Here is a 14,296-nt window from a genome sequence, read left to right as displayed (position 1 = left end):
CACCCTATCGTGGGTCGTTCTCGCTCTTACGGTCATGACATGACAACGTCTCAGGTGCCCCAGAGCATGAACTTCTCCACCGTCGCCCCCAAGGTCTTCAAGGCCGTACTGGCTCTCGACTCCGCCACCCGGGAGGGACTCGACCCGGTTCTGCTGGAGCTGGTGCAGATACGCGCCTCGCAGATCAACCGCTGTGCGTACGGCATCGACCAGGGCCTGTTCTGAGTTCCCCGTCTGCGCCCCGACGCCCGGCACGCACTCCCCCAAGCTCTCGGCTTCGCTCGAGCAGGGGGGACCCCCATGCCGCACGGCGCCGCAGGACAGGTGGCTCCGCCACATGACCTGCGACACCGCACGCCGATCGCACGCACCGCACGCCGATCGCACGCACCGAACGCCGCTGCGCCCGCGCTCCGCGCGGACGACGGGGAACTCAGAACAGGCCCTAACACACGTCCGCCGGCACAACGCCCGCGCCGAGTCCGGCCCGCCGCGTGGTCGAGGACGGCTGGGCTCATTGACGGCCGCGGCGTGTCACGAGAACGCGGAGGCGGCCCCAGGGGCCCCCTGCCCCTGAGGCGGCCTTCGTCAGCGGGGCCGATTCGGGTGCGCCCGGGCGGGGCCGGATGGGTGCGGACGCCTCCGCGCCGCGGACCTTCTCTCCGAGCTCCTGCAGGACATCGGCCGGGCACATCGCTTGGAGGCGCGGGAAGAGGAGCTGCTCCTCCTCGACGATGTGCTGCGTCATACGGGTGACCACAGCCAGCAGGAGGCGCCCGAACTCCTCACTGTGGGAGTCCTGGGCTTGCAGGGAATCCAGCAACTCCTCGAACTCCCGGTGTTCGGCGAGCTCGTGTTCCGTCCAGGTGTCGCCGTCCGCCACGAACCTGCGCACCGTTGGATGCAGGTACTTCTTCTCAGCCACCGAGTGGCGGACCAGAGTGACGCCGACCTGCTCGACAAGGGCTTTCCGCTCGTCGCTGTCGGGCCTGGAGGAGCGGATACGGTCGAAGAGACTCTGGATCCTTCGGTGGTCCGCTGTCAGTACTTCGATGATGTCGCTTCGACTGCCCACTCCCGCTCCTTGGTGGTGCGTTGCCCCGTTCGGCGTCGTGCTTCGGCAGTGTGTCAGAGCGTGGGTACCCGGTCGCTGCTCAAAACCGTGGGCCCTTCGGCACGCCTGCGCCGTGCACCTTGGGTTCACGATCAAGATTGAATCACGCGGCACTCGAGTAACTCCCGGCCTTCCGCGCGGCCGACCGAGCTGCGCGGCGCAGTACAGGGAAGGTCGTAGAGGAGTGTGGTGCGGCGTGCTGACGCGGCGACGCAAGGCGAGGCTGGAGGCGAAAGCCCGGCAGGCGGCGTTCCAGGCGTACGTTGTGGCGGACCGGCGCGCACCTGTCTCCGAACTGGCCGGACAGCTGTTGCGCAAGGCCTTTCCCGACCACTGGTCGTTCCTGCTCGGAGAGATCGCTCTCTACGGCTTCGTCATCCTGGTCCTCACCGGCAGCTACCTGACGCTCTTCTTCGATCCGAGCCTGGCCGAAGTGACCTACCACGGGTCGTACGAGCCGCTGCGGGGCCTGCTGGTCACGAAAGCCTTCGAGTCGACGCTTCATGTGAGCTTCGATGTGCGGGGTGGGCTGCTGATCCGCCAGATGCACCACTGGGCCGCCCTCGTCTTCGTAGCCGCCATCGGCGTCCACATGCTGAGGATCTTCTTCACCGGCGCGTTCCGCCGGCCGCGAGAGCTCAACTGGGTCATCGGCCTGACCCTGTTCCTGCTCGCCCTCCTGGAGGGGTTCGGCGGTTACTCCCTCCCGGGCGACCTGCTGTCCGGGACGGGGCTGCGCACCGCCAACACCATCGTGATGTCGATCCCGGTCGTCGGGACCTACCTGGCTTTCTTCCTGTGGGGCGGCTCCTACCCCGGCACGGTGCTCAATCAGCGGCTCTACATCGTGCACGTCCTGTTCGTGCCCGGGCTGATGATCGGCCTGATCGCCGTGCATCTGATCTTGGTGGTCTATCTCAAGCACACGCAGTGGGCGGCACCGGGGAGGACGAACCGGAACGTGGTGGGGCATACGATGGTCCCCTCGTTCGCTGCCAGGTCGGTGGGGTTGTCCCTGATGGTCTTCGGCTCCACCGCGCTGCTGGGTGGGGTCGCACAGATCAATCCGGTGTGGAACTACGGCCCGTACGTCCCCGATCAGGTTTCGACCGGCGCCCAGCCGGACTGGTACGTCGGCTTCCTGGAAGGGGCCTTGCGGCTGATGCCGCCCCTGGAGACGAACGTCGCCGGCCACACCTTCATGTGGAACGTCCTGCTGCCCGCGGTCGTGCTGCCCGCGCTGCTGTTCATGGGGCTGTACCTGTATCCCTTCTTCGAGCGATGGCTGACCGGGGATCTGGTGGAGCATCACCTGTGCGACCGCCCGCGCGACCGGCCGGTGCGGACCGGGCTGGGCGTGGCGGGCATCGTCTTCTACGCAGTGCTGCTCTTGGCGGGCGGCAATGACGTGATCGCCTATCTGTTCGACGTCTCGGTCAACGTTCTCACCTGGGTCTTCAGAGTGGCCGTCATCGTCGGCCCGATCATGGCTTACCTCCTCACCAGGCGTGTCTGTCTCGCGCTGCAACTGCACGAGCGGCAGTTGTACCGACACGGTGAGGAGACGGGTGTGGTACGTCAGGACCTCGCGGGAGGCATGGGAGAGCGTCATGTCGGTCTCGACCGGGAGCGGCGCTATCGCCTGCTCGCCAGGGAGATCCCCCGGCCGATGAAGCACCCCGGACCTCAGGCACCGCTGCGCCGCCGCCTCAGAGCATCGCTGAGCTCCTGGTACTACCGCGACCGGGTCGAACTGCCCACCACAGCGGAGGAACGCCTCCAGATCACGGGGCGCACAGCCGATCCGGTGTCAGGCGGAGTCGACACGGAAAGGTGACGGTCCCCCCTCGCGGGGGGACAGCAGGGTGGTGCAAGCAGGAGCGACAGAATGAGCCCAGCTTCTGCGACCGTGTGCTGTGAGATGCATCAGTCGCGTCGTGAGCGCAGATGCACCGACCGTCGACGGAGTGGCCAAGGACAGGGCAAGGCAGGTGGGAGTCCGGTCTTCCTCAGGTGCTCTCCCGGTCTCCGAACTGGAAGACCATGCCGAAGACGCCCGGCCACAGGAGACCGAACCCGATGAGGATGATCCACACGCCGTAGACGATGCCGACGGCGATCACCGCGGCGCCGAGTGCGGTCAGGACCGGGTAGCCGCTGTGCGGGGGGAAGAAGTCGATGGTGCCGCTGCGCTCACGGATGTCGGAGCCTGGGCGGTCTTCGGGGCGCTGACCCCTGCGCCGGTAATTGATCAGACAGAAGAACGAGATCACGGACGCCATGCCGAAGGAGACGCTCAGCGCGGCGATGCCGGCGGGTTCGCGCGCGAACCAGATGTAGGCGGCGTCGGTGAGGAGGAAGAACAGAGCCACGCCGGCGAAGAGAAAGGCCTCGGACTTCATTCGCTCCGCTCTCCCAACATGTCGGGGGTCGGCTCCGTCGTTTCGTGAGCCGCAGGGGGCAACCGCAGCACCTCCGGATGATGCAGATCGAACGCGGGGGAGTCGGACCGAACGCGCGGCAGCGCGGTGAAGTTGTGCCGGGGCGGGGGACACGAGGTCGCCCACTCGAGGGAACGGCCCCAACCCCAGGGATCGTCCACGTCGACCTTGGGGGCGTACCGCGTGGTCTTCCACACGTTGTAGAGGAACGGCAGGGTGGACATGCCGAGCAGGAAGGCGCCGATCGACGAGACGGTGTTCAGCGTGGTGAATCCGTCGGCGGGCAGATAGTCCGCGTAACGGCGGGGCATGCCCATCTCGCCCAGCCAGTGCTGGACGAGGAAGGTCGTCTGGAAGCCGACGAACAGCGTCCAGAAGTGAATCTTTCCCAGGCGTTCGTCGAGCAGCTTGCCCGTCATCTTGGGCCACCAGAAGTAGAAGCCGCCGAACATGGCGAAGACGATCGTCCCGAAGAGCACGTAGTGCAGGTGGGCGACGATGAAGTAGGTGTCGGTCAGATGGAAGTCCAGGGCGGGGGAGGCGATGATCACGCCGCTGAGCCCGCCCAGGAGGAAGGTCACCAGGAAGCCGGCCGACCACAGCATCGGTGTCTCGAACGAGACGCTTCCGTGCCACATGGTGCCGATCCAGTTGAAGAACTTCACGCCCGTGGGGACGGCGATCAGGAACGACATCAGCGAGAAGAACGGCAAGAGCACCGCGCCCGTGGCGAACATGTGGTGGGCCCAGACGACGGCCGACAGCATCGTGATCGAGATCGTCGCACCCACCATGCCGAGGTACCCGAAGACCGGCCTTCTGCTGAACACCGGGATGATCTCCGTGACGACGCCGAAGAACGGCAGCGCCACGATGTAGACCTCCGGGTGGCCGAAGAACCAGAACAGGTGCTGCCACAGCAGGGCCCCGCCGCTGGCGGAGTCGAAGATGTGAGCACCGTAGGCCCGGTCGGCCACCAGCGCCAGCAGGAGCGCCGTGAACACGGGGAAGGACAGCAGCACGAGGACCGATGTGAACAGGATGTTCCAGGTGAACATCGGCATCCGGAACATGGTCATCCCCGGAAGCCGCAAGCACAGGATCGTGGCGATGAAGTTGACGGCGCCGAGCGTGGTGCTGACACCTGCTACCGCGAGCCCCATGGCCCACAGGTCACCGCCGTGGCCGGGGGAGTGCACCGCGTTGTTCAGCGGTGCGTAGGCGAACCACCCGAACGGCGCGGGGCCCTGCTCGACGAAGAAGCCGGAGACAACGATCAGTCCGCCGAAGAGGAACAGCCAGTACGACAGTGCGTTCAGGCGGGGGAAGGCGACATCGGGCGCGCCGATCTGCAGGGGCATGACGGCGTTTGCGAACCCGGCGAACGTGGGGGTCGCGAACAGCAGCATCATGATCGTGCCATGGATCGTGAACAGCTCGTTGTACTGCTTCGCGGTGACGATCTGCAGTCCCGGGCGGGCGAGCTCGGCACGCATGAGCATGGCCAGCACTCCGGCGAACAGGAAGAAGCCGAACGAGGTGACCAGATACAGGCGGCCGATCTTCTTGTGGTCGGTGGTCGTCAAATAGTCCCGGATCCGCTCCCCTGTGGGGACGTGAGGATCACGGGCGGCGGCCAGGGACTCGTCGAGTCCTGGGGGTGTCTGCGACATGAGTGCTCTCCATGTGCTGGACTCACGAGGCGGCATCCGGTGCGAACGCGAGCGGAACTGCCCGCGTGGGCCGGTGCTCAACGGCAGTAGATCGGTCACCGTTTCTCTTGTCACTCACCAGCGCTGGTCGCCTGCCCGGTCGTGCCCCCGTAAGGGCGAGCGGAAGGTCTGGAGCGGCCGGGCGGCCTGGCGTCGCTGTAACGGGCTCGAGCAGCCCGATCCCACCGGGCCTGACGCGTCAACCCGGCACTGTCCGACCAGGGCCGTGAGGCCGCGCGGGCACGCAGCTGCCGGCCGGTCTTGCCACACCCAGTCACATCGCAGGCCCTGGCTGAGATGTGGATCACATTTCGGGAGTTGACGTCACACTCCTGTGCCCGGGATCGCTCTCAGTTCAGAATGCATTCGCGACGGGAGGCCCACCTATGCACTACCCCCCGCCAGACACACAGACAGCCTGTTCCGAAGGCAGCCCGGGGGAGGCAGCGTCGGATCCGGTGGCGAACACCGCGACACAGGTGTTCAACGACCACCGTGAGCTGCTGTTCTCGATCGTCTACAACATGCTCGGCAGCGTCGCCGACACCGAGGACGTGTTGCAGGAGACATGGCTGTCGTGGGCGAGCAGAAACCAGGCGGCGAGCGCAGAGCGGATCGGCAACCCGCGTGCCTATCTGGTGCGGATCGCGGTGAACGGGGCCCTTGCCCACAAGTCCACCATCAGTCGCCGGCGTGAAACCTACGTAGGGCCATGGCTGCCTGAACCGCTCGTCAGCCCCCTCGTCGATACTTCCGTCGCCGACGATGCGGCCGATGCGGCGGTGCGCGCCGAGTCGGTGTCGATGGCGCTGCTGGTGATCCTGGAAACTCTCACTCCGCTGGAACGCGGGGTGTTCGTCCTGCACGAGGTGTTCGGCTACGCCCACACCGAGATCGCGGAAATCCTCGGCCGCAGCCCCTCGGCGATCCGTCAACTCGCCCATCGCGCCCGCGAGCACGTCCACGCCCGACGCCCCCGCTACGAGCCCGACCCGCACGTACGGCAGAAGGTGACCGAACGGTTCCTGGCCGCCGCACTCGGCGGTGACCTGGACGCCCTCCTGGAGATTCTGGCGCCGGAGGTGACCCTCTGGGGGGACGGGGGAGGCAAGGGCCGGGCGGGTCGGGGAGCGGGGGGCCTGCGGCCGCTCCACGGGCGGGACAAGGTCGCCCACCTGCTCGCCGCTCTCGGCCCCCGCTCCGGCACGGGCCTGGACATCGCCTACCGCAGCGTCAACGGCGACCCGTCAGCGCTGCTGCTCGCCGGTGACACCCCCTTCGCCGTCATCGTCCTGGACCTCACTCCGGACGGCGACCAGGTGTGCGGGATCTATGCCGTCTCCAATCCCGACAAGCTCTCTCACGTCGACTGAACTCAGGAATCCACATGGTGCGAAAAGTGGCGTCCTTGCCCAGTGGCAGGGTCGCGAAGTGGGTCATCCTCGCCCTCTGGGTGGCCCTGCTGATTCCGGCCCTCATGCTGGCCGGCAAGCTCGGCGACGTTGAAGAGAACGACAATTCGGCCTGGTTGCCCGGTAACGCGGAGTCGACCACGGTCGTCGACCGAGCCGAGAAGTTCCAGCCCGCCGACACTCTGCCCGCGATAGTCGTCTACGACCGGCCCGACGGCATCACCCCTGCCGACATGGCCAAGGCTCGAGCCGACGCCGAAGCCTTCAAGGGCATCACCAACGTCGTGGGGCAGCCGCAGGGCCCGTTGAAGGCCCAGGACGGCAAGGCCATCCAGACCCTGGTCCAGGTTCACAAGGACAAGACGGGCTGGGAGGGGATCGGCAAGGTCGTCGACGCGATGCGCAAGGTCGGCGAAGAGAACGCCCATGGTCTCGGGCTCCATGTCACCGGACCGGCTGGTTACGCGTCCGACTCGATCAAGGCCTTCAGCGGAGGAGGCGGCCTGACGACGATCACCGCGGTGGTGGTCGTCGTGATCCTGCTGTTCACCTATCGCAGCCCGTTGTTGCCACTGCTGCCACTGCTGACCGCGGGCGTCGCCCTGGTCACGTCGGAAGCGGTGATCTACCTGCTGGCGAAGAACGCCGGACTCACCGTCAACAAGCAGACAAGCTTCATCCTCACCGTGCTCGTGTTCGGTGCTGCCACCGACTACGCCCTCCTGCTCATCTCGCGGTATCGAGAGGAGTTGCGGCGGCATGAGGACCGGCACGAAGCGATGGCGGAGGCCCTGCACCGCTCCGGTCCCGCGATCATCGCCAGCGCCGCGACCGTCGCGGTCAGCCTGATGCTGCTGACGCTGGCCACCCTCAACTCCACCAAGGGGCTCGGGCCGGCCTGTGCCATCGGCATCCTCGTCGGGCTGCTCGCCATGGTCACCCTGATGCCGGCCTTGCTGGTCATCTGCGACCGCTGGATCTTCTGGCCGGCGAAGCCGTCGTACGGATCGGCCGGGGCGACCAAGGAGGACTTCTGGACCCGGGTCGGCACCGCCGTCTCCGGCGGTCCGCGGACCGTGTGGATCGTCACCGCGCTCGCTCTCGGGGCCATGGCGATCGGGGTGTTCGGGCTCAAGGCCGACGGGCTCTCCAACAAGGACCAGTTCACCGACAAGCCGCAGATGGCCGTCGGCGAGGAGATCCAGTCCCAGCACTTCCCCGCCGGGGCGGGTGACCCCCTCTACGTCGTGACCAAGGCCGCCTCGGCGGAGCGGGTGAAGACCGCGCTGTCCGGCGTCCCGGGAGTCGCCGACGTTTCGACGCCGGTGATCAAGGACGGCGAAGCCATCATGCTCGGGGAGCTCAAGGACGATCCCAGCAGCACGGCCGCGATGCACACCGTCGCGCAGGCCAGAACCGCGGTCCACGAGATCGAGGGTGCGGATGCCCAAGTCGGCGGCAACACGGCGATCAACGTCGACACGCAGGATGCGGCCACCCGCGACTCCAAGGTGATCATCCCCTTCGTGCTGGCCGTCGTGTTCCTCATCCTCGCGCTGCTGCTGCGGGCGATTGTCGCCCCGCTGCTGCTCATGGCGACGGTGGTGCTGTCGTTCGGAGCGGCTCTCGGCGTGAGCAGCCTGATGTTCAACCACGTGTTCCACTTCGCCGGGGCGGACGCCTCCTTCCCGCTCCTGACGTTCGTGTTCCTGGTCGCCCTGGGCATCGACTACAACATCTTCCTGGTCACCCGGGTGCGCGAAGTGGCACTGCTGTACGGCACCCGGCGCGGCGCGCTGACAGGGCTGTCCACCACCGGGGGCGTGATCACCTCAGCGGGTCTGGTGCTGGCCGGTACCTTCGCGGCGATGGCCTCGCTGCCGCTGGTCTTCGCGGCCGAGCTCGGGTTCGCGGTGGCGTTCGGCGTACTGCTGGACACTATGATCGTCCGCTCCGTGCTGGTCACCGCGCTGACCCTGGACGTGGGGCGATGGATGTGGTGGCCCAGCACATTGTTCAGGCGGCACGACGATTCCCCGCCGCCGGTGGCCGAGCCCGGTCTCGAACCCGCTCTCAGGGGCATGTGAACCTTCCGCCACGGGCCTTTTGACGCCGGTCGGAAGGCCCGGCGGTCCGCTTTCGAGGACGGCGAGCCATGTGCGTACGGTGTGGCTGGGCGGCGCCTCACGGGTTTGTCGGCAGTTGCAGCCCCGTGCAGTTCCCGCGCCGCACTTGGTCCTTCGCGAGCGCGGCTACGTACTCACGCAACAACACGCGCCGCTCATACCGCTCGGCCGCCGTCGGAGGCGCGGACTTCTCGCCTGCTGCCCGGTAGGGGTAGTCGTCGCCCCAGTGCGCGGCGAAGCCGGCATTCTCGCCGTCGCACTTGGCGACGGCCCACGCCCTGTTCTCGGTCAGCGCGGGCCGCCAGGCGGCGCCTTCTCCCATCGGCAACGGGTCGGGTCCTGAGCTCATCTCGCGCATGGACGTGCCCCAGTTCCCACGCCAACTGGTGAGTTCGACAAGCTGTGCGCCCGCTCTCACACCCGTTTGGTACGCGTCGTCGCCGACCTCGTTCGGCGTGAACAAGGTGCACCGTCCGACGACCCCGCCGTCGGCGATGGCGATGCGGACCTCCCCATCCCGCCCCTCCGCCGGGACGCGGGTGGTGGCGAGAGCGCCGCAGGCGGTGCCCTTCGCTTCCGCGCGGGGCACATACGTGCCTGTGTCCGGTACTGCCCCGTCCTTCGGCGCGGGCAGTGGCTCGCCACCGCAGCCGAGCTTCTTGGTCACCTCGTTCGTCATGCGCACCGCGAGCCGCAGCATGGCCGCCTTCTGCTCGCGGCTCTCCGCGAAGTACGTCCAGGTGCCCACCAGCAGTCTGCGGTGTTCCTCGGAAGGTCCCTTGCCGCCGCGCGGGCACTCGGGCATGAGGTAGACCAGGCTGTTCTCGTCCTCGAAGCCGGGCAGCCCGCCCGGCAGCACGGCGTGCGGAGGATAGGAACTGCCGATGTACGACATCTTCTCGTCCCGGTCCGGGCCGCCCAGATAGGCGTCGACGGCGACCACGACCTTGTCCTTGTCGGTCTTCAGCACGCAGTGGTACTGGCCAAGGACCTTGTCGAAGGACTCACGCTGCGACCCGAGCCGCGTGTCCGTGGCCCGTACCGTCTTCAGATCGCCGCGGGGCAGCTTGCCCCCGCACGCCTCACGCGCCAGCCACCAGTCCTTCACCGGCGCCCGGACCGAGAACCCGGCTATGACCAGCACGGCCAACGCACAGGCCGCACCCCACAGCCACCCACGGTGCCGCCCCGCCCAGTTCCCCACCCGTTCCTCCGCTCACCCGTACGCCACTTCCGCACTAGTGTGTGCAGCGTACGGCGGGACGATCACTGAGCGGTTGCGGGGCACTGGGGAGGATGTCCGGATGAAGCGGCGGATCGTGCTTGTGCTGGGCGTGGGCGCAGTGCTCGGCGGCGTGGGCTTCTGGACGGCAGCCGATACGAGCCGCCGGAAGAACCACACCGACAAGGAAGCGGTGGCGAAGTACTTCCCGGCACTGGGCCCGCTGATGGAGGTGCACTGGGCGACGAGTCGTGACGGCGAGGCTGATGGGCGCTCCTTGCTCCCCTCGTCCGACTTCGCTGTCACAGCCGTCCTTCGGCTGAAGCCGGCCAAGGTGGCCGCGTTGGTCGCCGACGGGGGCTTCGACGTGGTGGATACGGGCGTCGGCAACCTCTCCTGGTTCGAGAAGGGGCTGTCCGACGTCCTGCCGGCAGGCGCGAAGTGGGAGCACAGCGACGCCTTCGACGAAGAGGTACTGAGCAGGTTCGACGGCGGCCAGTGCTACCTGGACAGGGCGACCGACACAGCCTTCGTCCGGGCCGTCAACCCCGTAGGTTCGGGTGGGCCCACCACCGCCGCGTCTGCTGCCGCCGGTCAACCCCGGTTCGGGCCCGCGCCCCTCATACCTGCCCGAACCGGATGGATCGGCTCAGCGGGCGGCGGCTCGTCCAGGCATCTCACATGAGGTCATCGAGGCTCGCCCGGACCGCACTGTGACGCTCGCCATATCGTTGCTCCGGAACCCGGCCACCACTCGCCCCGACTCCTGAAGCTGTACGGCTCATTCGACCTGTGCCGTACGACGTGATGTGGAGACGCGGCCGATGGAAGAGTCCAGGCAGTCCTCCTCCAGCGCGGTCGAGCGGGGGTCGAAGCACTCGCCGGCCCGGGCCAACACCACGTACGCCCGGTGTGAATTCGGCACCATCCCTGCCGACGGTGAGCTGTCCATGTCGTGGCACGGCGTGGACGTGATCGTGGGGGCCCCTCGAGCGTGGTTCTCCGTACCCGCGCATGACCACGGAAGTCGGGAATGCGAGGATGAGGCGCCATGACAGCAGGGTGGTGTGCTCGCACGATACGGGCCGCGGTGTTCGCGGCCGTATGCGTGCTGCTCGCCGCCCTGGGCCACGTCCTGATGTCCGGGAACGACGTGCCCGTGTGGGCGTTGGCCGCAGGCGTGGCCGTGACCGGTGCCGCGGGCTGGTGTCTGGCGGGGCGCGAGCGCGGACTGCCCTTGATCGTGACGGTCGTGGTCGCTGCCCAGACGGTGCTGCACGAGGCGTTCTCATACGCCCAGTCGGCGTCCGGCGGTTCGGCCTCCATGGGCATGAGCAGCATCAACCACATGGACATGGGCTCGATGCAGAGGGGCTCCATGGACATGGGGCACATGGGTATGAGCCACATGAGCCATAGTCATATGGACGACATGGGTTACTCCATGGACGGCGGCTCTTCGTCGTTCGGCATGCTCGCCGCCCACCTTCTTGCCGCGCTGCTGTGCGGCCTGTGGCTGGCGTACGGCGAGCAGGCCGCCTTCCGGATCCTGCGGGCGGTGGCCGGATGGCTGGCGGCGCCGCTGCGGTTGCTGCTCGCTCTGCCCATCACCCCGGACCGCCCGCGGGTCCACATCCGGCGCCGCCGCTCGGACCGTGCGCCGCGTCTCCTGCTTCTCGTCCACACGATCACTTCTCGGGGTCCGCCCGTGGGAACGGCTGTCGTCTGAAGACAGCTGGTTTCCCGAGGCTGCTCGTCTGCGCCTCGGGCCACGGCCGTACGACCGCACCGCCGAGTGCCTCAACAGGCAACGTTCGCTGCGTAGCGGCGCCCGGTGCACCTCTCCCACGCTCGGCTGCTCCCCACGCTCGGTATCGCCCGGGCCGGGGACCCCAGCGCGGGTGGTGCCCCCACGACGCTGCTTCTTGAAGGGCGAACGTCCCTGCCGGGGCTCTGGCGTCACAGCGACGAAGGGCCGTCTCCCCACCTCACCGGACCGCGCGCTCTTGCGGGCCAGTGGTCCGGATCACGGTTGACCCGAGAAGGACACCAGGTGATTACCTCTGACCTGCCCGCGTCGCGCGCCAAGAGCGACACGGCAGCACTCGACGAATCGATCACCGCTTGGGCGCTCGCCGCCCGAGGCGGTGACGCGGACGCGGTCGAGCAGTTCGTGGGCGCCCTGCACCGGGACGTCCAGCGCTATGTCGCCCATCTCTGCGGCGACCCCCAGGCCGTGGACGATCTGGCACAGGACACGTTCCTGCGGGCGCTCGGCAGCCTGCACCGGTTCGAGGGGCGTTCCTCGGCCAGGGCCTGGCTGCTGTCCATCGCCCGCCGTGCGGTGATCGACAGCCACCGGTACTCCGCCGCCCGGCCGCGTCTGTCGGACGTACCGGACTGGCAGCTGGCCGTCGAGCTGGCCCAGCCGTGCGACCTGCCCGGCTTCGACGACGGCGTCGCCCTGCTGGATCTGCTGGCTTCGCTGCCCGATGACCGGCGGGAGGCGTTCATCCTCACGCAGATGCTCGGCCTGCCCTATGCGGAGGCGGCCGAGGTCAGCGACTGCCCGATCGGCACGGTACGCTCCCGCGTGGCCCGAGCTCGCGCGACCCTGATGGACCTGCTGGACAAGGCGGAGAGAACCACGGTCCTGGCTGCCTGAGGGATCCGGGGAGGGTGCCGGTGCCGACCGGACAACCCCGGCACCGGCACCCTCCTCACCACTCGTGTGCTTGTCCTCGCGTTCGGGGCCGGCTGTCACGCTAACCACGCCGACTCTGCCTCCTGCGCAGTCGCAGGACCACCATGCAACTGCACACCAGCACCGCTGCGGTCACCGCACTGGCAACGACTGCCGTCATCGGACCTCCTCCAGTACGTCGGCTTCACCTGTTTCTTGCGAGGAGGCCCCGGCGTTCACGCCGGGGGGGCATCGCATCTTGTGACAGCGACGCGGAGCGTCGCCGTGTCCTGCTTTCCGGGCGCGGAGCGCCGCTGTGGCCTGCCCGGCGGAGCCGGGTGAAGACGAACGCGTGTGCCTGGGTTCGTTGATGGGGGTGATGGTGGTGGGAGGGGGCGCGGGCGTGCGGATCTCGCACGTACGGTCGTCCGGTCAGGGGTGGGTGACCGGAATGAGCGCGGGGGTGATGTTGTGGTGGCAGTGGCAGTGGCAGTGGCAGTGGCAGTGGCAGTGGCAGTGGCGGGGGCCGACGGGTGGGGCATGCCCGGTACACGTTCCGGCTGCGTGTGTCGTCCGCTGCCCGCGGGGTCCTGATGGCGGAGTGGGACCGGTGCCGCTGGGTGTGGAACGAGTGCGTGTCCAAGTCCAGGGCCGTGCACCTGCACAACAAGGCCACCGGGGGCAGGCGGACGTGCGGGCCGGCGCAGCTCGACAGGATGCTGACCCAGGCGCGCAAGGCGATCCCGTGGCTGCGCGAGGGCAGCTCGGTTCCGCAGCAGCAGATCATTCGCGACTTCGGCAAGTCCCGCGCCAAGGCGCACAAGGACATCGAAGACCGGCTGCCCATGGCGCGCCGGGCCGGGATGCCTCGCCACAAGAAGAAGCGCGAGGCGAGGCCCACCCTCAACTACACCCGGCGCGGCTTTAGTCTGAAGGACGGCCGTCTGCACCTGGCGGGCGGGATCGCCCTGACCGTGGTGTGGTCGCGAAAGCTGCCTGCAGACCCGTCGTCGGTACGCGTGTACAGGGACGCTGTCGGCCACTGGTACGCCAGCTTCGTCGTTCCCGCCGAGATTCAGCCGCTGCCACAGACCGGCGCGGTGATCGGTATCGACTGGGGCGTGAAGGACACTGCCACCACCACCTCCGACACCCACGACCTTCCGCACGCCGGGCACGGCGGGAAGGCCAGGCAGAAGCTGACCCGGTACGACCGGATGATGGCCCGCCGCAAGCCGAAGAAGGGGCAGGCTGCCTCGAAGGGCTACCGCGAAGCGAAACGACTGCGCGCCAAACTGCACAAGAAGGTCGCACGCCGACGCCAGGACACCGGCCGCAAGTGGGCCAAGTCCGTCGTGACCGACCACGACGCCCTGGCCGTGGAGGACTTCAAGCCGAAGTTCCTCGCCAGGACCTCGATGGCGCGCAAGGCCGCCGACGCCGCCATCGGCGCCACCAAGCAGGCCCTGATCGAGATGGGCCGCAAGCACGGACGCACCGTGCACCTGGTACACCCCGCGCACACCACGATGGACTGCGCGCAGTGCGGAGCGAGAGCCAAGCACGCACTGCCGCTGGGAGAGCGC

General features: G+C 67.9%; 12 protein-coding genes and 1 pseudogene. 8 read left to right on the top strand and 5 right to left on the bottom strand.

From position 1 onward, the window contains the following. Positions 1-39: 39 nt before the first annotated feature. A pseudogene (locus tag BIV24_RS01860) lies at positions 40-210 on the top strand (carboxymuconolactone decarboxylase family protein); the annotation flags it as partial. A gap of 304 nt (positions 211-514) precedes the next feature. Here the strand turns inward: BIV24_RS01860 and BIV24_RS01855 are convergent. Beyond that, the gene (locus BIV24_RS01855; protein WP_071364337.1) at positions 515-1,075 is read right to left on the bottom strand and encodes a hemerythrin domain-containing protein; all 561 of its coding nucleotides are present in this window, start codon (positions 1,073-1,075) and stop codon (positions 515-517) included. Between the two features lie 235 nt (positions 1,076-1,310). On the opposite strand from BIV24_RS01855, the gene qcrB reads away from it, so the two are divergent. Beyond that, positions 1,311-2,951 carry a cytochrome bc1 complex cytochrome b subunit gene (gene qcrB / locus BIV24_RS01850; RefSeq protein WP_071364336.1) on the top strand — a complete coding sequence of 547 codons (1,641 nt, stop codon included), beginning with the start codon at positions 1,311-1,313 and terminating at the stop codon, positions 2,949-2,951. Positions 2,952-3,123: 172 nt separating this feature from the next. Here the strand turns inward: qcrB and ctaF are convergent, their stop codons facing one another. Continuing rightward, positions 3,124-3,516 (bottom strand): aa3-type cytochrome oxidase subunit IV, encoded by a 393-nt coding sequence (ctaF, locus tag BIV24_RS01845; RefSeq protein WP_071364335.1) that lies wholly within the window; start codon positions 3,514-3,516, stop codon positions 3,124-3,126. Continuing rightward, the gene (gene ctaD / locus BIV24_RS01840; protein WP_071364334.1) at positions 3,513-5,228 is read right to left on the bottom strand and encodes an aa3-type cytochrome oxidase subunit I; all 1,716 of its coding nucleotides are present in this window, start codon (positions 5,226-5,228) and stop codon (positions 3,513-3,515) included. Before ctaD ends, ctaF begins: the two co-directional genes overlap by 4 nt. Before the next feature lie 497 nt (positions 5,229-5,725). Between ctaD and sigJ the strand changes: the two genes are divergently transcribed. Both sigJ and BIV24_RS01830 read left to right on the top strand, forming a co-directional pair. Further along, positions 5,726-6,640 (top strand): RNA polymerase sigma factor SigJ, encoded by a 915-nt coding sequence (sigJ, locus tag BIV24_RS01835; protein ID WP_071364333.1) that lies wholly within the window; start codon positions 5,726-5,728, stop codon positions 6,638-6,640. A gap of 14 nt (positions 6,641-6,654) precedes the next feature. Further along, entirely contained in the window at positions 6,655-8,766 is a 2,112-nt protein-coding gene (locus tag BIV24_RS01830; protein ID WP_071364332.1) for an MMPL family transporter, read from the top strand. 97 nt (positions 8,767-8,863) lie between these two features. Here the strand turns inward: BIV24_RS01830 and BIV24_RS01825 are convergent, their stop codons facing one another. Further along, positions 8,864-10,009 carry a hypothetical protein gene (locus BIV24_RS01825; protein WP_071364331.1) on the bottom strand — a complete coding sequence of 382 codons (1,146 nt, stop codon included), beginning with the start codon at positions 10,007-10,009 and terminating at the stop codon, positions 8,864-8,866. Positions 10,010-10,109: 100 nt separating this feature from the next. Here BIV24_RS01825 and BIV24_RS01820 point away from each other — a divergent pair, with 100 nt between their 5' ends. Continuing rightward, positions 10,110-10,712 carry a hypothetical protein gene (locus BIV24_RS01820; RefSeq protein WP_071364330.1) on the top strand — a complete coding sequence of 201 codons (603 nt, stop codon included), beginning with the start codon at positions 10,110-10,112 and terminating at the stop codon, positions 10,710-10,712. A 96-nt stretch (positions 10,713-10,808) separates the two neighbouring features. Here BIV24_RS01820 and BIV24_RS34120 read toward each other — a convergent pair whose 3' ends face one another. After that, a complete protein-coding gene (locus tag BIV24_RS34120) occupies positions 10,809-10,955 on the bottom strand; it encodes a hypothetical protein (RefSeq protein ID WP_177198602.1) in 147 nt (48 codons plus the stop codon). A gap of 123 nt (positions 10,956-11,078) precedes the next feature. Between BIV24_RS34120 and BIV24_RS01810 the strand changes: the two genes are divergently transcribed. From BIV24_RS01810 to BIV24_RS01800, 3 genes are all read left to right on the top strand, one after another. Then, positions 11,079-11,756 (top strand): hypothetical protein, encoded by a 678-nt coding sequence (locus tag BIV24_RS01810; protein WP_071364328.1) that lies wholly within the window; start codon positions 11,079-11,081, stop codon positions 11,754-11,756. A gap of 324 nt (positions 11,757-12,080) precedes the next feature. After that, a complete protein-coding gene (locus BIV24_RS01805; protein WP_071364327.1) occupies positions 12,081-12,692 on the top strand; it encodes a sigma-70 family RNA polymerase sigma factor in 612 nt (203 codons plus the stop codon). A 551-nt stretch (positions 12,693-13,243) separates the two neighbouring features. Next, positions 13,244-14,296, top strand: a 1,053-nt coding sequence (locus BIV24_RS01800; RefSeq protein ID WP_071364326.1) for an RNA-guided endonuclease InsQ/TnpB family protein, incomplete at its 3' end; no start/stop codon positions are given.

Origin of the sequence: Streptomyces colonosanans (assembly GCF_001866645.1) — a bacterium.
GTDB lineage: Bacteria > Actinomycetota > Actinomycetes > Streptomycetales > Streptomycetaceae > Streptomyces > Streptomyces colonosanans.
Note: the sequence above shows the minus strand (reverse complement) of the source record. Positions and strands in the feature narration are given on the sequence as shown.